Annotated in this window: 18 protein-coding genes; 11 read left to right on the top strand and 7 right to left on the bottom strand. The window is 61.2% G+C overall.

All coding sequences use genetic code 11. The features are described 5' to 3' along the window. Window positions 1–195: 195 nt before the first annotated feature. Genes VGG64_02930 through VGG64_02915 form a run of 4 tightly spaced genes read right to left on the bottom strand, consistent with a single transcriptional unit; the run spans window position 196 to window position 4,673 of the window. On the bottom strand, window positions 196–1,500 hold the full coding sequence (locus tag VGG64_02930; GenBank protein ID HEY1598525.1) for an iron chelate uptake ABC transporter family permease subunit: 1,305 nt from the start codon (window positions 1,498–1,500) through the stop codon (window positions 196–198). Beyond that, complete coding sequence (locus VGG64_02925) at window positions 1,493–2,923, bottom strand: iron chelate uptake ABC transporter family permease subunit (protein HEY1598524.1); 1,431 nt, start codon at window positions 2,921–2,923, stop codon at window positions 1,493–1,495. Before VGG64_02925 ends, VGG64_02930 begins: the two co-directional genes overlap by 8 nt. Next, a complete protein-coding gene (locus VGG64_02920) occupies window positions 2,920–3,750 on the bottom strand; it encodes a metal ABC transporter ATP-binding protein (protein HEY1598523.1) in 831 nt (276 codons plus the stop codon). The genes VGG64_02925 and VGG64_02920 overlap by 4 nt, the downstream gene beginning before the upstream one ends. Beyond that, window positions 3,747–4,673, bottom strand: a complete 927-nt coding sequence (locus tag VGG64_02915; GenBank protein ID HEY1598522.1) for a zinc ABC transporter substrate-binding protein — start codon at window positions 4,671–4,673, stop codon at window positions 3,747–3,749. The genes VGG64_02920 and VGG64_02915 overlap by 4 nt, the downstream gene beginning before the upstream one ends. Window positions 4,674–5,132: 459 nt before the next feature. Between VGG64_02915 and VGG64_02910 the strand changes: the two genes are divergently transcribed. The 6 genes from VGG64_02910 (at window position 5,133) to VGG64_02885 (ending at window position 11,214) form a co-directional block, all read left to right on the top strand. Then, window positions 5,133–5,756, top strand: coding sequence for a GNAT family N-acetyltransferase (locus tag VGG64_02910; GenBank protein ID HEY1598521.1), 624 nt, complete (start codon window positions 5,133–5,135; stop codon window positions 5,754–5,756). Window positions 5,757–5,951: 195 nt separating this feature from the next. Next, complete coding sequence (locus tag VGG64_02905; protein HEY1598520.1) at window positions 5,952–7,196, top strand: pitrilysin family protein; 1,245 nt, start codon at window positions 5,952–5,954, stop codon at window positions 7,194–7,196. Beyond that, window positions 7,183–8,421 (top strand): pitrilysin family protein, encoded by a 1,239-nt coding sequence (locus VGG64_02900; protein ID HEY1598519.1) that lies wholly within the window; start codon window positions 7,183–7,185, stop codon window positions 8,419–8,421. Before VGG64_02905 ends, VGG64_02900 begins: the two co-directional genes overlap by 14 nt. A gap of 186 nt (window positions 8,422–8,607) precedes the next feature. Then, window positions 8,608–9,540: a glucosamine-6-phosphate isomerase gene (locus tag VGG64_02895; GenBank protein ID HEY1598518.1), complete on the top strand. Its 933-nt coding sequence runs from the start codon at window positions 8,608–8,610 to the stop codon at window positions 9,538–9,540. Between the two features lie 72 nt (window positions 9,541–9,612). Further along, window positions 9,613–10,395 carry an SDR family NAD(P)-dependent oxidoreductase gene (locus tag VGG64_02890; GenBank protein HEY1598517.1) on the top strand — a complete coding sequence of 261 codons (783 nt, stop codon included), beginning with the start codon at window positions 9,613–9,615 and terminating at the stop codon, window positions 10,393–10,395. Between the two features lie 39 nt (window positions 10,396–10,434). Continuing rightward, window positions 10,435–11,214 carry a PIG-L family deacetylase gene (locus VGG64_02885; protein ID HEY1598516.1) on the top strand — a complete coding sequence of 260 codons (780 nt, stop codon included), beginning with the start codon at window positions 10,435–10,437 and terminating at the stop codon, window positions 11,212–11,214. A gap of 82 nt (window positions 11,215–11,296) precedes the next feature. On the opposite strand, the gene VGG64_02880 is transcribed toward VGG64_02885, so the two are convergent. Continuing rightward, window positions 11,297–11,518: a hypothetical protein gene (locus tag VGG64_02880; GenBank protein HEY1598515.1), complete on the bottom strand. Its 222-nt coding sequence runs from the start codon at window positions 11,516–11,518 to the stop codon at window positions 11,297–11,299. Between the two features lie 314 nt (window positions 11,519–11,832). Here VGG64_02880 and VGG64_02875 point away from each other — a divergent pair, with 314 nt between their 5' ends. The 3 genes from VGG64_02875 to VGG64_02865 all read left to right on the top strand — a co-directional run bounded on the left by VGG64_02875 (window position 11,833) and on the right by VGG64_02865 (window position 12,995). After that, the gene (locus VGG64_02875; protein ID HEY1598514.1) at window positions 11,833–12,135 is read left to right on the top strand and encodes a hypothetical protein; all 303 of its coding nucleotides are present in this window, start codon (window positions 11,833–11,835) and stop codon (window positions 12,133–12,135) included. Window positions 12,136–12,326: 191 nt separating this feature from the next. Then, window positions 12,327–12,851: an SOS response-associated peptidase gene (locus VGG64_02870; protein ID HEY1598513.1), complete on the top strand. Its 525-nt coding sequence runs from the start codon at window positions 12,327–12,329 to the stop codon at window positions 12,849–12,851. Next, window positions 12,852–12,995 (top strand): hypothetical protein, encoded by a 144-nt coding sequence (locus VGG64_02865; protein ID HEY1598512.1) that lies wholly within the window; start codon window positions 12,852–12,854, stop codon window positions 12,993–12,995. 150 nt (window positions 12,996–13,145) lie between these two features. Here the strand turns inward: VGG64_02865 and VGG64_02860 are convergent, their stop codons facing one another. Both VGG64_02860 and VGG64_02855 read right to left on the bottom strand, forming a co-directional pair. Beyond that, window positions 13,146–13,406: a hypothetical protein gene (locus VGG64_02860; protein ID HEY1598511.1), complete on the bottom strand. Its 261-nt coding sequence runs from the start codon at window positions 13,404–13,406 to the stop codon at window positions 13,146–13,148. Between the two features lie 83 nt (window positions 13,407–13,489). Further along, a complete protein-coding gene (locus VGG64_02855; GenBank protein ID HEY1598510.1) occupies window positions 13,490–15,571 on the bottom strand; it encodes an SHD1 domain-containing protein in 2,082 nt (693 codons plus the stop codon). 337 nt (window positions 15,572–15,908) lie between these two features. Here VGG64_02855 and VGG64_02850 point away from each other — a divergent pair, with 337 nt between their 5' ends. Together VGG64_02850 and VGG64_02845 are read left to right on the top strand one after the other, a co-directional pair. Next, on the top strand, window positions 15,909–18,866 hold the full coding sequence (locus tag VGG64_02850; GenBank protein ID HEY1598509.1) for a PSD1 and planctomycete cytochrome C domain-containing protein: 2,958 nt from the start codon (window positions 15,909–15,911) through the stop codon (window positions 18,864–18,866). Window positions 18,867–18,874: 8 nt separating this feature from the next. After that, the coding region (locus VGG64_02845) for a DUF1501 domain-containing protein (GenBank protein HEY1598508.1) at window positions 18,875–20,206 on the top strand (1,332 nt) is incomplete at its 3' end.

Raw genomic sequence — 20,206 nt, 5'->3', positions numbered from 1 at the left:
CCCACCCTCAAAGGGAAACTCAAGAATATCCAGAAAAAATTGCGACAGGGGATGCGATCTGCGGAAATCCAAGGTCGGGTCTGCACGAATTCCCTGGCCTCGGGGTCCTGCGCGTGGCGAAACCGCGCGTCCGCAATAAGGGGCGCAGCTGACCTTCTCGAGAGCCGGCACACGCCGCGTGGCCGGTTTCGAACACTACGGCCCGGCAGGGATCTCGCGGCCGTGGGGGTCCTGTTGAGCATTGCTGAGGTCGGCGACGATCTGCTCCTGCAGGCGGGCGTCGATGAAATGCTCCATCCGTTCGGCCGGATCGTGGACATGGTCGGCTGCCAGGCCAAGATGCTCGACCAGGTACGCTTCCCACAACCGGTGCGAACGCACAAGCTCGGCCGCGCGGCGGCGTCCGCGTTCGGTCAGTTCCAAGCCGCGCTCGCCACGTGCCAGCTCGCCACGACGCAACAGGGAGCGCAGCCCGAGTTCGGCGAGCACGCCTGCCCCGACGGCCTGGGTGGCTTCGCGAGGGCCGAGGCGACGCTCGATGTGCAATTCCTCTAAGCGATAGAGCATCGCCAACAAGTCCTCGCGAACGATTCGCAGCGAAGTCTGCGCGTTGCGCACCAAAGCGCTTAGAATGCCATAGCGCGGCGAGGCCAGCGCCGCCGCCGCATAACAGCCGCCAGCAACGACGGCCATCGGTCCAGCCGCCGAGACGTTCCACGCCAGCGACAGCACGTAGCCCAGCACGGCCGACACCACTCCCACGCCGGCCGCGATCAGCATCATGCGGCTCAACCGATCGGTCAGCAGTTGCGCCGTGGCGCCGGGTACGATGAGCATCGCAATCACCAGTATCGAGCCGACCTGCTCGAACGAGGCCACGGTCGTAAGGGCCACGAGTGCCATCAGCAGATAAAACAGCCGATCGGCATTGATCCCCATCGTGGTGGCCAATGCCGGATCGAAGGCGCTGATTTTCAGCTCCTTCCAGAGCAGTAGTATGACCGCCACGTTAAGTGCCAGCACCGGGGCGATGGATACGAGGGCTCGTGGAACTTCGAATCCCCCGAGTGACACGGTATAAAACTCGACCAGGTCGATCTGACCATACAGCACGCAATCGGGATCGAGATCCACGCCCTGACCGTATCGTTTGATCAGGATCACACCCAGCGCAAAAAGTGAAGTGAACACAACGCCGATGGCCGCATCGGCCGGCACGTTCCCCTGCCGATGTACTGCCTGAGTGAGAAAGGTGGTCAACAAGCCAACGGCCAGTGCGCCGGCAAACATGTAGACGATATTCATACTGCCAGCCAGGATGAACGCCACGATCAGTCCCGGCAGCACCGCGTGCGACAACGCGTCCCCCAGCAAACTCATGCGTCGCAGGACCAAATAGCAGCCGAGCAGCGCGCAGGCGACATTCGTCAGCGTGGCAATGCCGATCACCAGCACGGCATCTTGGACTTGCACGTTGAGGGACGAAAACCATTCAGTCACTTGCCGGCTCCTGGCCTGTGGGCCGGCTCGTGATGGTTGCGGCCAGCCCGTGGGGCGAGTCGGGCACTACGCCGCTCGCAGGGGGCAGATATCCCTGAGCGCCGAGCTGTGCTTCCAGCGCCGCGGTGATTTCGGGCGTGAGGAAGTGCTCGATCGAGTCGGCATCGCGGTCGACATGGTCCGGGGCGATGTCAGCTCCCGAGATCAGAAATAGTTCCCACAGCCGGTGCAGGCGCACCTGCTTCTCGGCACGTTTGCGTCCGGCCGAAGTCAGGCGCACGCCGCCCGCGGATCGTTCGATTAAGCCTGCCGTGTTGCCCCAGGCGACCAGGCGGCGCACGGTGCCTGCGCTCCAAGTGCGCTCGTCGACCAATTGCTTTAAGGGAACCTCGGGCAGGTCCGGAAAACGGGATTCGCTCAATTCATATAAGGAGCGGAGCAAGTTTTCGCGGGCGATGCGGCGGCGCACGCCCAGCGTTCGCAACATCCGCGCCACGGCCCCGCGGCGCGGCGCGAACAATAGCGAGATCACGAAGAGCGTCGTACCGCACAGCACGATCACTGGCCCGGTCGGCAAGTTGCGCGTGTTATGGCCGAAAGCCAACGGATCGAATCCCAACAGGCTTTCGATCGTGCCGGCCGAAATCAACGTGCCGCCGATACCCGCTCCCGCGCCGATCAAGCCTGAGATGACCAGCATTCGCCCCAGCCGATCGGTCCAGAAGCGTGCCGCCGCGCCGGGGATGATCAGCATCGCCGCCATCAGCACCACACCCACTGTCGGCAGCCCGACGACGGTCACCAGCGCCAGCGTCCCCATCATCGTCATGTCGAGCGCCAGTGTCGGCCAACCCTGCGCGCGGGCAAAACCCGGGTCGAAACTGAAGACCTGGAACTCTTTGTACAGCAACATGACCAACAGCAGGCAGGCGGCTGCCATGATGATGATGAACCACACGTCTTCGCGCGTCATGCCGGCAGCCTGGCCATAAATATAGGTCTGCAAGCCGGCCTTGCTGCTGGCGGTTGGCAGGTTCTGAATCAGACTCGACAGCACTACGCCGGCGCCGAAGAACGTGCTCAACACAATGCCGATGGCCGCGTCTTCTTTGGTGCGCGAGTATCGGCAGACGAGCGTAACCAGCGCGACGCCGATAATGCCGGTCGCAAAGGCCCCGATCAACATGGCTGTGAATTGCCAGTTGCCATTGCCCGAGGTGGTCGGGCTGAACCATCCTTCGCTGGCCGGTCGATAATTAAGCGCCAGAAACGCCAGGCACAGTCCCGGCAGCGCCGCGTGAGCGAGCAAATCTCCGACCAGTGCTCGGCGACGCAACACCGCAAAGCTGCCGACGATGCCAGCCACCGCGCCCAAAAGCGAGGTGCCAAGCATGACCAGCAATGTGTTCGAGAGCGCGATCACCGCGGCGCCTCACCCAGCCGTACAGCTTCGGCCGCTTCGTCCAGGATCGTCAGGCGGCCGCCATAGGTCTGTTGCAGATTCTGCTTCGTAAAGGCAATGGCCGTGGGGCCGGCCGCCACCAGGCGCAGGTTGAGCAGGATCACGAAATCGAAATAGTTGCGCACGGTCTGCAACTCGTGATGGACAACGAATACGGTCTTGCCGTTATTGCGCAGCGCCTGCAGCAGCGCCACGATGGCCTGCTCGGTGGCCGCGTCGACCCCGGCGAACGGCTCGTCCATGAAATAGATCTGCGCATCTTGCGCGAGCGCCCGCGCCAAGAAGATGCGTTGTTGCTGCCCGCCAGAAAGCTGCTGAATTTGTCGGCGCGCATAGGAAATCATGCCGACTTTATCGAGGCACTCTTCGGCCAGACGGCGCTCGGCCGCGCCGGGTCGACGAAACCAGCCCAGCCGGCCATAGGTGCCCATCATCACCACATCGAGAGCGGTGACGGGAAAGTCCCAGTCGACTGTTTCGCGTTGCGGTACATAGCCGACCAGATGCCGTTGCTCGGCGTAGGGCTTTCCATAAATGCGCACCTGGCCACTGGCCAGCGGTGTCAGCCCCAGCACGGCTTTGATCAAGGTGCTTTTGCCTGCGCCGTTGGGGCCAATGATGCCGATCAACTGCCCCTCGGGCGTAACCAGGTCGATATCCCACAGCACTGGTTTGCGGTGGTAGGCCACCGTCATGTCATGAATTTCGAGCGGCGGCGCGGCCGGGGTCGGCCTTGGCGGAGGCGTTGCACTCGCGGGAGCGGTCTGGTCGGCGGCGTCACGCTTCACTGCAAGGCCCTCTCGATCTGGTCGACATTAAAGGCAATCATGCCGATATAGGTTCCCTCAGGCGTGCCGGCCGGTCCCATGGCGTCTGAATACAGCTCTCCGCCCAAAACGAGCTGATGGCCGGCGGCCTCGCATCCTTGGATCAGGCTGCGAATGTTCTTCGACGGAACGCTCGATTCGATAAAGACCGCCTTCACTTGCCGGGCAACGAGCAATTTCACCAGGTCGTTGATCGCGCCCAGATCCGCTTCGTCTGCCGTGCTGATTCCTTGCAGGCCGTGAACCTCGATATCGTAGGCCCGGCCGAAATAGCCGAATGCATCATGCGCTGTCACAAGGACGCGCCCCCGCGCGGGGATTTCTGACAAGTGACGACGTGTCTCGTCGTCCAACGCGCGCAACTCGGCGATGTAGGCGTCCGCCTGGCGGCGGTAATCGCTGGCGTGCGTGGGATCGATTTCCATAAGTCGTGTCGCCGCATAGTCGGCACAGTCGGCCCATAGTCCGACATCGAACCACACGTGCGGGTCGAAGCTGGCCGCGAACTCGGGCGCCTGGCGCAATCGATCGGGATTATGCTGCCGAATTTCGTCGGTCACAGCGATTGTTGGTTTTCGCCGCGAGAGCTTTTCCAGCACCTCGGCCAGCCGACCTTCGAGGTGCAGGCCGTTGTAAAAAATCGCCTTAGCGCTCTTTAGCAGGCGAATGTCGCCCGGCGTGGCCTTGTACAAGTGCGGGTCGACGCCTGGCCCCATCAGGGTGCGCACGTCAACATGGTCGCCGCCGATATGCGCCAGCATGTCGCCAACCTGGCCCGTGGTGCAGACGATGCGTACACGTCCTTCCCCCTCGCCAATGTCAGCGAGCTGGTTGCAGCCCAATCCGGCGAGCGCCACGAGAGCGAGGGATAAAACGCGCCACATGAATCGGTGCCCTGCGGTTGTCATTGCGTTTCTGGGGCTGGCCCAGCACAAACTGCCGCGTATCGCCCCAGAATTATGGGTCCGTTACGGATATTATTCAATGCCAAGAAATAATTTTTTTGATCAATCAAAATTAGGCCCTTAGGGGGAGTTTGCGTCGTACGGGTCATCTTGGTTGCGCCGGGAGCCGGCGCCTCGGCAGAGTCATCGGGCCCGATTGGTCGATGGTTCGCTCAGGGCGCATTTTTCGAGCGAGGCTCCGCAGGAACCGAAGCAGGGCTAAATGTGACCGTGTCCCCACGCTGCGACGGATCTTCCGGGCATACGGATCATGCAGCGCACCATCGGCATACGGACAGCCTTTGGAACCGCATTTCTGCTCGTTTGAAGGTGAAAGGCTGATCAGTCGGACTAGGGGAATTTGACCGTCCCAGATTCCAGGGATACGATGAACGGCGGGTGAACTTTGTTACAGGAAGCACCCATTATCATGCTGGCACGTCGGGGGCTTGCGGAATGTTGGGCCTGACGTATTTCAAGCGCTTTCGGATGGAAACGGACCTCAGCCGCGAGATCCCCTCGCCCGAGGTACCGCTTGGCTACCGGCTCGTCCCGTGGCGGCCCGATTTGCTTGCCTCGCATGCCGAGGCCAAGTATCAAAGCTTCCGCAACGGCATCGATTCCAACGTGTTTCCCTGTCTGGGCGAACACGAAGGTTGCCTGCGACTGATGCGAGAAATCAGCCAGAAAGACGGCTTCCTGCCAGGGGCCACCTGGCTCGTGGCGACCGACGGTTTTGAACAGCCGCTCGAGTATTGCGGCACCATCCAAGGGATTCGGGATCGTTCGGGCCTGGGCGCCATTCAGAACTTGGGAACCACGCCAGAGCACCGCGGTCAGGGATTGGGACGCGGACTGTTATTGGCCGCCTTGGCCGGTTTTCGCGCTGCGGGTCTACGTCGCGCATATCTTGAGGTGACCGCGCAGAACGAAGGCGCCATTCGCCTTTATCGCCGCCTTGGCTTTCACAAGGTGCGGACTGTGTACAAGGCCGTCGAAGCCAGCTCGGTCGCCGTGCGCTAACGTGCTTCGATCTCAATTGTTTCGTGCGGCCGTCAGCGCGCCAGGTTGGTTGCCATTTCGGAGCAAGGCCGCTAGGCTCTACCGTTTCCGACGATCGTCGGAACGCCGATTCGTGCGATTCTCGGCTGCATGAGCGTTTTGCAACACGGTGCGGAAAACTAGCGGGCGCGCGAGCGCCCTCAAAGGAACGACTGCGTGAGCGACCCCATTCTGGCGCACACATTTGAGAACGGACTCGTACTGCTGGGCGAGCCGATTGCGGGGGTCGAGTCCGCGGCCTTCACGATGCGGGTGCCGGCCGGCACGGCGTATGAGCCGGATAAATTCGCCGGCCTCAGCACTCTGACGTGCGAGCTGGCGCTACGCGGGGCGGGGGATCGCGATAGCCGGAAGTTTGTTACCGATCTGGATAACCTGGGTGTCGAGCGCGACGCCTCGGTGTCTGACGCGCACACGAGCTTTAGCGTGGCGACGCTGGCGCGCAACTTGGCTCCGGCCTTGGCCATCTATGCAGACCTGGTGCGTCGCCCGCGCTTCCCGGCGGATCAGTTGCCGGCTGCCCGGGCCGTGGTCCTCGGAGAACTAAATTCTATCGAGGACGATCCAGCCCAAAAGGTGATGCTCGAACTGCGCCGTCGGCATTTTCCCACGCCGTGGGGACGACCGAGCCAGGGACGCGTCGAATCCGTCGAGGCCATCGAGCTGGCAAACATTCGCGGACATTTCGCGGGCAACTATCGCCCCAACGGCGCCATTATCGGCGTGGCCGGGAATTTCGAGTGGTCGCAAGTGCGCGACCATATCGGCAAACTCTACGGCGATTGGGCGGCCCAGCCTGTCGAAGAGCCCGGGGTGGGCAAGCCGGGCAAGCAGCACGAGCATCTGGAGCAGGACGCGAATCAAACACAAATCGGCATCGCCTACGCCAGTGTCCCCTATAGTGACGCCAACTATTTCCAGGCCTGGGGATCTGTCGGTGTGCTTTCCGGTGGCATGAGCTCAAGATTGTTCACAGAAGTACGCGAGAAACGCGGACTGTGCTATAGCGTCTACGCCACACACCAGTCGCTGCGCGATCGCGCCGGCGTGTTGTGCTATGCCGGCACAAGTTCTGAGCGGGCGCAGGAAACGCTCGACGTCACGCTAGGAGAGTTGGTGCGCCTCCGCGAGGGGATTCAAACCGAGGAGCTAGGCCGGCTCAAGGCGCGGATCAAAAGCGCCTTGGTGATGCAGCAAGAATCGACCTCGGCGCGCAGTGCGGCCATCGCCCGTGATTGGTACTACCTGGGGCGCGTGCGGACGCTGGACGAGGTGGCGGCACTAGTGGATGGGCTGTCGCGAGAGAGCATCAATGCGTATCTGGCGGAGCATCCGCCGAACAATTTTACCCTAGTCACGTTGGGGCCTGAGCCGTTGGAGGTGCCCGTTGGAGTTTCGTGAGCACGTGCTGCCGAACGGATTGGAAGTTATCGCGGAGTGTAATCCTCGCGCCCATTCGATGTCATTGGGATTCTTCGTCAAGACAGGCTCGCGCGATGAAAGCCCCGAAGTGGCAGGCGTTAGCCATTTTCTCGAGCACATGGTGTTCAAAGGGACGGCGCGGCGCACGGCCGATGACGTGAATCGCGAGTTCGACGAGATGGGCGCGCATTACAACGCCTTCACCAGCGAAGAGAAGACGGTCTATTACGCCGCCGTCTTGCCCGAATACCAGGGGCAGGCTCTGGAACTGTTGGCCGACATCATGCGGCCGGCGCTGCGCGAAGCCGACTTCGACACCGAAAAGCAAGTCATTCTGGAAGAGATCCAGATGTACCAGGATCAGCCCCCTTTCGGCATGGATGATCGGTGCAAGGCGATCCATTTTGGCGATCACCCGTTAGGGCACAGCGTGCTCGGGACGTTGGAGAGCGTGGGGCAGCTGCCGGTCGGCTCGATGCGAGAGTACTTCGGCCGCCGTTACAGTCCGAGTAACCTGACCTTGGTGGCTACGGGCCTGGTTGATTTCGAGGCTCTGGTAAAAGCGGCCGAGATGCAATGCGGTAGCTGGGACCGCGCGGCGGCGCCGCGCGCCGTCGAACCGGCCCGTTCGCGCCATGCGTTCGAGTGCGTGCAAAAGGAGGGGGTCACGCAGCAGTACGCCATTCAGATCGCCAACGGACCCAGCGCCACGCAGGAAGAGCGATTCGCTTCGAAGCTGCTGACGACGATCTTGGGAGACGACTCCGGGAGCCGATTGTTTTGGGCACTCGTCGACCCTGGCCTGGCCGAGCATGCCAGCGTGGGGCATTACGACTATCAGGGTACTGGCATGTACCTGACCTATGTCAGCTGCGCGCCGGAAGCCGCGGCCGAAAATCTGCAAAGCGTGCTAGACATCTACCGTGAAGTGCAGGCCAAGGGAGTGACCGTCGAGGAGTTGGATCAAGCCAAGAGCAAGATCAACGCCCGCGTGGTGCTATCGAGCGAACGACCCCGTGGCCGGCTCTTCAACGTCGGCGCCAATTGGTTGCACCGGCACGAGTATCGTTCGGTCAAGGATGATTTGGACGCGGTGGATTCCGTTACGCGGGAACAAATCACGCAGGTGCTGGCTCGGTATCCGCTCTCGGTAAGTACCACTGTCACCGTCGGACCGGCGGAATCGATTGCCGAGCCGAAATAGAAACGGTGCCGGCCGGTTGACCACACACCTCCGTTGACCATGCTGCAATGTAGCCCACGACGAACGAACGGCTATTGCGGCAACAACGCCATCGTGCCCTGCAGGCATCTTGAATCGGGCTGGCCATTGAGTCGATCGCGCCGTGACTTTAATTCACAAAACCTTGCGAGATTGGATCCGTTTCCGATGCCACCCCGCGCGTTAAGCAAGATCAGTCCTGATTGGTGGGACTACACCACGTTGGATCGATCCATTCTCGATGATGCAGCGCGGCTTTCGGCTGAAGACCTTTTGGCGCTGGCGCGGCCGGGTTTTGACGTGCGGTTCTACGACACGCTGGAAGATTTCTATCTGGCCGAGGCGCTCGAATACATCACCAGTTGGCGGCAGGCGACCGCCGCTGCGCCGGCGGGAATTTGCGGACCGATCGGTCCCACCGAGCAGTTGCCGCTAGTGGCGCGATTGGTTAACGAATTGGAACTGGACCTGCGGCATGCGCATTTCTGGGGCATGGACGAATGGGTCGTCGAGGGGCGCGAAGCGCCTGAGGATTTTCCCATGTCGTTCGCTCGGGCGGACATGGAATTGTGCTTCAATCGCATCCGGCCCGAGCTGCGCATGCCGCGCAAGAACATCCATTTTCCCAAGGCCGACGCTGCCGAGTATGTGGCCAGCTACGATTTGGCCCGTTGCTTGGTCATGCAGGGAGGCCAGGGCGAAGTAAAGCATTGGGCCTTCAATGATCCGCCCCGCCGCGACGGGGCTTACCGCGACCAGCCCCCCTCGCCTGCCGAGTATCGACGCCTGTCGACGCGGATTGTGGAACTGCACCCGATGACGATCATTCAGAACGCCCGAACGTCGGGAGGCGGCGTTGTGACGAACGTACCTACCCAGGCCGTCACCGTGGGCCCGGCCGAGACGTGGCGCGCCGAGAAGGTTTCGATCTGGCACGCGGGCTGCCATGACAACCCCTTTGGACTGCGGCTGACAACGCTGATGATCTCGAAGCGTCTGGCCGACAGTGCCGTGCCCATGTCGCTGTTAGCGGACCATCCGCACGTGCAATTTAATTTCTACCGCGGCGGAATCGGCACCTGCGATGCCGAGATGCACTAGAGGACGCACGAAAGCTGTCGGAGAACGCGTCGAGCGTCGGCTTTCTTGGTTGCCATCTGTGGGCCAATCGAAATGAACATTCAGGGCAAAGTGGCCCTTGTCACCGGCTCGGGCGGATTGGGGTCGGGACGTGCCGAGGCGCTGCGCCTGGCGCGCGAAGGGGCCTCGGTCGTGGTCTCGGACATCCATGAAGCGGGGGGCCTTGAGACGGTGCACATGATCCGTGCCGATGGCGGTCGCGCCGCCTTTTGCCGCGCCGATATGGCATCTGATGCCGCGGTGAGCGCGCTCGTCGATTATGCCGTCAGCACGTTCGGCGGCGTCGATATTCTTGTTAACAACGCCTCGGCGCCGTATCGGCCGACCGAGCCGCTCGATTGGTGGTTCCAGCCTGTCGCGGTCGATCTGCTGGGCGCAATGTCCGCGATTCGCTACTGCATTCCGATCATGCGCAGTCGTGGCGGCGGGGCGATCGTTAATATTGGCTCGACGTCGGCCCTGGGGCACGGGCGTAAGCATTCCGGCTCGCCCACATACGACGTGGCCAAGGCGGCCGTCACCCGGCTGACGACAACTCTTGGCTGGCTCGGCGAGAAGGACAACATTCGCGTCAATTGCCTCGTGCCCGATTGGGTGGCGGTGCCCGAGGTGCTGGAGTATTGGAACGCGCTTTCCCCCGCACAGCGCCGCCAACAAGATGTGCCCGAGGTGTTGACGACGCTCGACGAGGTTTGCGACGCTGTCGTAGAACTGATCACTGCTGACCATCTGGCGGGTCGGGTCATGGTGTGGTGGAGCGGTCGGCCGCGACAGTTGATCGTGGCGGGGGACCCGGGCTACGCTGGACTCGAGTGATACTTTTCCGCTTCTGTATATCTTCGCTGGTGAATCCTCATGGCTCGACGCGTTTTTGCCATCGCCGCGCATCCCGATGATATCGAATTCGTGATGGCTGGGACGCTGCTGCACCTGCGCGCGGCTGGCTATGAGATTCATTATCTGAACGTAGCCAACGGTTGTTGTGGGTCGAGCGTTACCGACGCCACGACCACCGCCCGGCTGCGCCGTGACGAAGCACGGCGCGCCTGCCAGTTGATTGGCGCCGCGTTTCATGAAAGCCTGACGAATGATCTGGAGATATTCTACGACCGCCCGACCCTGGCCCGATTGGCGGCGATCGTGCGCCAGGTGTCGCCCGAGATCGTGCTAACCCACTCGCCAATCGATTACATGGAAGACCACACGAACACCTGCCGGCTGGCGGTGACGGCGGCCTTTGCACGGGGGATGCCTAACTTCGCCGTCGAGCCCCCCACGCCTGCGGTGGATCAAGCGGTGACGATCTATCACGCGCAGCCGCACGGTAATTGCGACGCCCTGGGAGCGCCGGTGCGACCAGGCCTCTTTGTCGATATCGGTGGCGTGATCGAAGAGAAGGCTGCCATGCTTGCTGCGCACGAGAGCCAGCAGTGTTGGCTCGACGAAAGCCAAGGCTTGGGTTCCTACATCACGTCGATGCGCGAGCTATCTCGCGAGGTCGGACGGATGTCGGGCCGGTTCACGTATGCCGAGGGATGGCGCCGGCACAGCCATCTTGGCTTTTGTACGGCCGAGGCCGATCCGCTGGTGCAGGCTCTTCGTCCGGCAGGCGTGCTAGCTGCTGCCAATGATTAAACGAACCCGCTGCGCAGGCCTGCTCGAACACGGGCAGGCTGACCATAAGGCCGGTGGTACAATGCCCCGTGCCCGGCAACGTTTAGGCGCGGATGGCCGCAAGCGGAGCCGTCTTGGTCACGGTAATGCGGCGGCGTACCTCGCGTACGATCTCGTCGATCTGGAAGGCTTGCAAGGAGGTCGGCTCCTTTTCCAGCTTGGCGCGCCAGGTGGTCAGCACCCGTTGCTTGCCGGCCTCCATGGCCTCACGGTTGGATTCGTCGGCAATCTGCTGAATCGTCACTTCCCACTCCCTGAGTCGCATCGGCCCATCCCTTGTTTTGACGTTCTGTCCCGCTGAATCCCTATATCTTCTCATCGGCCATTTCGGCGTAATGTCTCCTGATGAAATGGGGTAATTTATCCAGGTGGGTCGCCTGTGGGCCCTTTTGGGCAGCCTGGCTGGTATGGCGGGCAGGCGGGATAAGCAGTGCCGAGGACTCGCAACGCGCGGGTCACGAGGTTCCTGGCAGGTCTTTTTTTTCTCGCAAAATCTCCCTTCGACCGAACGACGTTCGCCGCGATTTTCAGTATGATAGCAGTCCGTTTACCCCGGCATTGATAGAGGAGACCTGCGACGTGACCGTTACTTTCATCGATAACGAGTTCGACATGGCGCGAAGAACCATCCCGAGCGCGCACGAAAATCAGTACCAAGGCCTTGGCGCCCTGAGTGAACTGGTCGAAGAGCTAGACGAAGATCTGGATGAAGATGAAGACGAAGAGGACGATGAAGAGGACGACGACGAAGACGAAGATCTCGAAGACGATGACGACGGTTGGGAAGAGGTCGACGACGATGACGACGAAGAGGATGAGGATGACGACTGGGACGACGATGAAGATGAAGAAGAGGACGAGGAAGAAGACGCGTCGGAGTGACGTCGATTACACGGCTGACGGTGGCCAACCGTGATGAGCTTGATCGACGCGAGGGCAATTCCTGCAAGGTTGCGGTCGTTTCCAGCGGACCTTTCGCTCGTGGGACTTTACTGCGAGGGAAGAACCAATTGAACGGCCGTTGGAGGTGTCCTGCGGCGGTCGGTTGGTAGTTGTTGGCAAACAGGTCCATCATGTGCGGTCGCTTCACGCTGCGAACTCCGGCCCACGCCGTTGCGGACGCTTTTGGGCTGATTTCGACTCCGGATCTGCAACTGCGATTTAATATTGCGCCCACCCAGCTAGTGGCGGCGGTTCGATTTGATCCGCAACAGGGCGGCCGACAACTAACGCGATTGCGGTGGGGGTTGATTCCGTCTTGGGCTGCCGATCCTTCGATCGGCAGTCGAATGATCAATGCCCGCGCCGATACCGTGGCCACGAAGCCAGCATTCCGATCCGCTTTCAAACGGAGACGCTGCCTGGTTCTGGCCGATGGATTCTACGAATGGAAGAAAGTGGGATCGGCCAAGCAGCCGTTCTTCATGCGGCTGAAGGACGATCGTCCCTTCGCCTTTGCGGGACTTGCCGAGCATTGGCACCGCGACGGCCAAACGATCGATTCTTGTTCGATCATTACGACGGAATCGAACTCGTTGATGGCCGAAATCCACGATCGCATGCCGGTGATCCTACCTCCGGCTGAGTACGATCTGTAGTTGGACGCGGATTTTCAGGCGTACGACAAGCTCCAGTCGATGTTGCGGCCCTACCCCGCCGAAGAGATGGTCGCTTATCCGGTGAGCACGCTGGTCAATAATGCGCGAAATGAAAGTGACCAATGCGTCGTGGCGCTAGAGTAATGGACGCTGTGTCGATCAGCACTTTGTGCCGAATGCTCGATACAAGTGCCGTTCCAATGCGATCGTCTTTTGGTGGTTCGTCTTGCCGTGCCGTTCGCGGGAGCGTTGGCTCAAGCATTTCGACGGCCGCGAAGGGCTGGCCGCTAGTGATTAAACAGCGGCGGCGTAGAGGGCAAAGAAAAAGCCCAGTGCCAGCCCATAGGCCGCAAAGCGATACGTGCGATTTAGCATGATGCCGGCGGCCGTACCAAACGAGGCGCCCGCCAAGCTGGTCATTCCGGCAAAGTGTGGGAATGGTCCCGTCGACCCCAGGAGAAATGCCATTCCTGCAGAGACGAAAACTAACGCCGCCAGCATTGTTCCTAGCCCGAATTGGAACTGGCGGTATTGAGTGCGTGCGGCTTTGTTCATAGTCGGCAGTGTATCGAGACGCGACAGCGGTAACCCAGCAGCGAGTTTTTCGTTAGAATGGGGCTTCCGACCGCGCCATGCCGCTAAGGCATCTTAGACGTGCCAGCGACCTTGTCAGGCGGGAGGTTGGCCACGTATTTCGGAATGCGTGCGTTTCCCAAGCCGGCCACGTTTTCGCTGATTTGACGCGAGATCGCAGCATCGACCGATTCGTCCTTGGCCGATCTGACAAACGTGGGGAGTATCTCGCCGCCGCCGCTCCAAACGGTCTTGCCGTCGATTTGATAGGCGAGAGATGTCAATTGCGTGGCGACCGTGTGTTGTTGGACGGCGCGGCCTTTGCCCATGGTCCGATAAGCGAGTTGCTTCACATCGCCCGGCTTAACGGTCACTACGAGTTTTACATTGCTGCCGTCGGCGATTTGTTTGCCGTTGGCGGTAAGGCTTTTTTTGAGTTCTTCCAGGACTTTCTCGCGGTGCTGTTGAAAGCCTGCCATTTGCACGTCCAAGCTGACAGTGCCGCCGGGCTGAATCTTGAGCAGGTCGTCGCCCTGGAGTGATTTTACGAGGTTCCGCGCTTCGTCGTTTGGCACAGATCCGCTGGCCAATAGGCAGGTCTGGTCGGCTTCGACATAAAGCAATCGGTCACCGACGAGCGTTCCGACCGGATTGCCTGTGTACGTCCAGATTTGAACGCGGTGCGGAACATCGATCACCATCTTGTTATCCACCAGCAGCGTATTTTCGTCAGGCCAATCAAGCTGCTCATGTCCTCCTGCGCCGCCGGCGAAGTCGAACGTGATCTCGCGCTTCGTCAAATCCCACACGCGCACCTGCCCGCCTGTGACCAGCGCCAACTGATGCCCCGTGGGATCGAAGGAAACCAATCCGTTCCAGTGGTCGTCGACCTCCAGAAATCCGGCGCGATTCCCCGTTAGCGCTTCGACGATGACAATGCCGCCGTCGACCGTCAGGGCAAAGTATCGTCCGCCGGCGCTAAACGCCGGCTTCTTGCCAGCAGCCTTGGGGATTTGATACCTCGGCTTGACGTCTCCGGAGACATCCCACAGTACATAGGCACCGTCGGTATTGATCGTGAGCAGATGGTCTTTATCGATGAATCGCGCCGATTGAATGTTCTGCTTGATCGGCCCTTGCCCAGTGTGCGGAGCCCAACTCATGCGTGGCGTGATCTTGTGCCCGGCGACGTCGTATAGGTAAAGCGTGTCTCGTTCCTGGCTGGCAATACTGAAGGCCACCACGCGGCTCATGTCGTTCGACATGGCAATCGGCACCTGGCCACGCGCGAAATCTCCCGATTCCTCGAGTTTGTCGCCCCGCAAATTACAAACCTGCACGCGAGATTTCTTTCCTTGAAACTCGTCGAGCCACACGACCACTGCCTGGAGATTCTCGGGCGAGACGAAAACCTGAAACGGCTTTTCGAAGAAGGTCTTGGGGCCTAGCGCAATGCGAGTTGCGGGCACATCCTTCGTCGCCCTGGCATCAGGTGCGTAGGTCCATTGCGAGGTCTTGCGAACATCTATCGGGCGCGCTCCGCTGGCCTCGGCATTGCTGCGGGGGAACGGCGTCTCGCTCTCGTCGACTTCGTCTGCCGAGGATGAAGAACTGCGGGGTCCCTTGAGGAACTCTTGGTCCTCGGCGCTAAGCTTTTCGATCGGCAATGTGACTTCTTTGGCGTCTTTGCGCTTAAGTGTCACTGCGTCGTTTTCGAGTTTGACGAGCGTGCCTTCGATTTTGAACTTGCCGCTCTGATCGCTCCAGGTCCGCGGACCGCTCTTACTGGCCCGCTCTTCAACGGTCTCGAACGGGTTCTCGTTGCCGACCGTCTTCGCTTTCTTGCTGGCGATTTTTTGGAACCTGCTGGCCGGTCCAAGCTTCGTGCCCCCAAACTCACCGTCATCGAGCTTCAGTGTGATCCAGCCGGTGTTCGGGTCGATCGATTGGACGGTTCCCTTATGTTCTTTGCCGGCAAATTCCCAAATGGCGCGGTCGCCTACTTTGAACTGGGGCGACCCGGCCGCTTGCGGGCGTTTTGGTGCCGCGAACACAACGTTGGGCAGGATACAAAGCGCGGGGACCGCGTAGATCAAAACGTTTAGTAACAGCCAACGGCCTTGGACAATACCGGAGCTCAGCGGCATAGTGCCCCTCGCATGCAAGAGTGCAGAAACCCAACGTCGGCAGGATTCTCGTGGCCTTCGGTATCGCTCGGTCCTACCGAGAAAAGAGGACTTGATTCTACTGACCGCTCGAGGCTCTTGCACGACCATGCGCCCGCTGGCCTGTGCGACCGGTTACCGATACTTTGACACGCTCCCCCCAGACACATTAAAATCACGGCATGCGTTTTGGGACGCCGGTTCGCCGGCTGGCGCTCCGGTTTCGACGCGATACCCCCCTGCCGGCCCCCGCCCGCTAGATCCGCCTTTCGTGTCCGCCATCACATCGCGGCAGAGAGGTCTGAAAAGGAACAGGTAGATGCGGTTCGTCCGCGCGCTAGCTCTGTGCCTTGCCTGCTTTAGTTGCAGCCTTCGGGCGGCGTCGTGCGCCGAGATTGCCACGCCAAGCCAGGAAGATGCCGAGCGGTTCTTCGAGACCGAGGTGCGACCCATGCTGGTCGCCCGCTGCCTGGCCTGCCATGGATCGGAAAAGCAGGAGGCAGGGCTACGGCTCGACTCACGCGAAGCCCTGCTCAAAGGGAGTGATGCCGAGTTGGTCGTCGTGCCGGGCGAACCCGACAAGAGCCCGTTGATTCACGCCGTTCGTTACGACGGCGATGTGAAAATGCCTCCGGCGGCCCGGCTCGAAGACAAGGAGCTGGCGCTGCTCACCACCTGGGTCAAGATGGGTGTCCCATGGGGCGGGGCCAAGGTGGCCGGCGCGGTCGAGGACATGCAGGCCCGCGCCACGCGCGCCAAGGCGACACATTGGGCCTACCAACCGATCGTTCGGCCCGAGCCGCCGACAAACGTGAGCGATCCGGCCTGGACCGTCAACCCGATCGACCGTTTCATTTGCGCGGAACTCGATCGAGCCGCGCTCCGCCCGTCGTCGGCAGCGGATCGCCGCACATTGTTGCGCCGCGCCACGTTCGATCTGACGGGGCTGCCGGCCACGGTGGCCGAGATCGAGGCGTTCGTCAATGATCCTGCCGCCGACGCGTTTGCCAAGGCCGTCGATGGCTTGCTCGCCTCGCCGGCGTACGGACAACGTTGGGGCCGGCACTGGATGGACGTGGCACGCTATTCAGATACCAAAGGTTATGTATTTACCGAAGACCGTCGGTATCCCTATGCCTATACCTATCGCGATTACGTAATCCGTGCGCTTAACGAAGATCGACCGTACGACGAGTTCATCCGTCAGCAGTTGGCTGCGGATCAACTGAACGTCGCCGACCGGCGCGATCTGGCGGCAATGGGCTTTTTGACGGTCGGTCGTCGTTTCAGCAACAACATTCACGACATTATCGACGATCGCATCGATGTGGTCACTCGGGGAGTGATGGGATTAACTCTCACCTGTGCGCGCTGCCATGATCACAAATACGACCCGCTGCCGACCGACGATTACTATTCTCTCTACGGGGTCTTCGCCAGCAGCATCGAGCCAAGCGATCCCCCCTTGATCGGCGAGCCGCAAGAAAGCGAAGCTTATCAACAGTTCGTGGCCGAACTGGCCCAGCGCGAGAAGGCGCTCAACGAATTTCGCGACACGAAATACCGCGAGATGCTTAACGAGCTGCGCGGTCGGGTCAAAGACTACCTCTGCCAGGTCGTCATCGACACGATGAAGGACTCGCTGCCCGACGACGCCGACTTGTCGTTTAATTCCGACGAGCTGCGCCCGCAGGTCGTGCGGCGCTGGAAGCAATACATCGAAAGAACCGCGCGCGAGCCCGAGCCGGTGTTCGCTCTGTGGCATGAATTTGCAGCCCTCCCGCGCGACAAGTTCGACGAAGGGGCCAAGGCCATTGTCGAGCGATTACGCGCCGGGTCCGACGACCCAGCCAAGCCGATCAATCCCGTGATTCGTTCTGCCTTCGTCAAGGCGACGGTGCCGGATTCCATGCTGGACGCGGCCCGCGTGTACGGCGACACGCTCGTGGAAACGGAAAAGTCGTGGCTGGCGCTCGTGCAACCGCAACCACCGGCCGCAGGTGCCGAAGCTCCCAAGACGCCGGAAAGATTTCCCGACGACGGCGCCGAGCAGCTGCGCCAGGTGTTGTACGCACACGGTGCCCCGCCCGCCGTGCCGGTCGACGAAGCCCGCCGCGTGTTCGATCGTGCCACGCAGAACGAGTTGGGCAAGCTGCGTAAATCCGTTGATGAAATCAAAGTCAACTCGCCCGCGGCTCCCCCTCGCGCGATGGTCCTCAACGATGCGCCAACGCCGCACCATCCGCACGTGTTTCTGCGCGGCGACCCCGCACGGGTCGATCGCGAGGTACCACGACGCTTCGTGCAGTTTTTGGCCACTGAACCAGGCAAGCCCTTTAGCCAGGGGAGCGGACGACTCGAGCTAGCCCGAGAGATTACGCGCGCAGACAATCCGCTCACCGCCCGCGTGATGGCGAATCGCGTCTGGATGCATCATTTCGGGGCGCCCCTGGTGCGCACGCCGGGTGATTTTGGCCTCCGTAGCGAGCCGCCGACGCATCCAGCATTGCTCGATTACCTGGCCCGTTCGCTGATCGACGAAGGCTGGTCGCTAAAACGACTGCACCGTTTGATCATGCTCTCCAACACCTACGCCCAGGCCAGCGATAATCGTCCCGAGGGGGTCGCCGCTGATCCTGAGAATCGCCTGCTGTGGCGGGCCAACCGGCGGCGGCTCGATTTCGAGGCTATGCGCGACTCGTTGTTAGTCTCGGCCGGTCGGCTGGACGGCAGTTTGGAAGGGCGATCGATCGACATCTGGCAGCAGCCCTACAGCGTGCGCCGATCGGTGTACGCCTTTGTCGACCGCCAGGATCTGCCCGGGGTATTTCGCATGTTCGATTTTGCCAGCCCCGACGTAAGCATGCCGCAACGCCCCGTCACCACGGTGCCGCAACAGGCGCTGTTTGCCATGAACTCGCCGTTCGTGTTAGAGCAGGCGCGGCATTTGGCGGCTCGGACCGAAGTTCTGGCGGCGACAGAACCTGCGGCCAAGATCCGGGCGTTGTACCGCGCAGCGCTCGCCCGTGATGCGGAACAGGATGAAGTGCAAGCGGGCGTCGACTTTGTTGCGCGATTTGGGCCGAGCCCCAGCGCGCCCGCGGGCACGCCGAATGGGGCCACGCCTGCGGACTCTGCTCCGCCTGCGACTGTGGCGCCCGTAACTGTACCAACTGCGGCAGCGCCTGTGCCAACCGATCCAGCCACTCCGCTGTCGCCGTGGGAACAGTATGCCCAGGCGTTGTTGATGGCGAACGAGTTCATGTTTATCGATTGAGGACGGCAATGTCTCGTGCAGATCGACACAATCGTCAACTCGTGGGTGAGCCGCCGCTCACGCGGCGCGAGATGCTGCGCCGCTCTGGGTTGGGTCTTGGCATGCTTGGCCTGGCCGGGCTGGTCGACCCCGCGGGGTCGGCGCGAATCGCATTGGGCGCAACTGGGGGCGATGCCAATCCGATGGTGCCGCGGGCACCACAATTCACGGCCCGCGCCAAGCATGTGATTCACATTTTTGCGAACGGCGGGCCGTCGCACGTTGACACGTTCGATCCCAAGCCCTCATTGGCAAAATACGCCGGCCAGATGCTGCCGAACGAGAATCTGCGCACCGAACGAAAAACGGGTGCGGCTTTGCCCTCGCCGTTCAAGTTCCAGAAATACGGCCAGAGCGGCACCGAGGTCAGCGAACTGTTCCCGCATACGGCCCAGTTCGTGGACGACATGGCCATCATCCGCTCGATGCACGCCGACGTGCCGAATCACGAGCCGTCGCTGATGCTGATGAACTGCGGCGAATCGCGTTTGCCGCGGCCCAGCTTTGGTTCCTGGACCACTTATGGATTGGGAACCGAGAATCAGAACTTGCCCGGCTTCATTGCCATGTGTCCGGGTGGTTATCCGATCAAAGATGCCGAAAATTGGCAGTCGGCATTTCTTCCTGGCGCGTACCAGGGAACCTACATCAATACGCAACACACTGAGCTGGAAAAGCTGGTCGAGAACGTCCGCAACGCGGCGGTCGGTCGAGACGACCAACGCCGGCAGCTCGATTTGGTGCAGGAATTGAATCGCCGCCATTTGGCACGCCGGGCGGGGGATGCCTCGCTCGAAGCGAGGATCCATTCTCTGGAGCTGGCCTATGGCATGCAAATGGAGGCCAGCGACGCCTTCGACGTGTCGCGCGAGCCGCAACACGTTCTGGACGCTTACGGCGAAGGCGTGCAGGCGCGGCAGTTGCTGATTGCCCGGCGACTTATCGAGCGCGGTGTCCGATTCGTGCAAGTCTGGCACGGAGCCGGCCAACCGTGGGACAATCACGACGATATCGAGGTCAATCATCGCAAGCTGGCGGGCCAATGCGACCGTGGCATCGCCGCCTTACTGCGCGATCTGAAGGAGCGCGGCCTGCTCGACGAGACGCTGGTCATGTGGGGCGGTGAGTTTGGCCGGACGCCTACGGTCGAGTTGCCTCAGGCGGGCGCCAACGCCGGCAAAGTGAACGGCCGCGACCACAATCACTACGGCTTTTCTATGTGGCTGGCCGGCGGCGGAGTCAAAGGGGGCACCGTATATGGCGCCACCGATGAATTCGGCTTCCAAGCAGTCGAAAACAAA

Source organism: Pirellulales bacterium (assembly GCA_036490175.1).
Taxonomy (GTDB): Bacteria; Planctomycetota; Planctomycetia; order Pirellulales; family JACPPG01; genus JACPPG01.
The sequence above is the reverse complement of the archived record's forward strand: the minus strand, read 5'-3'. Positions and strand labels throughout refer to the sequence as shown.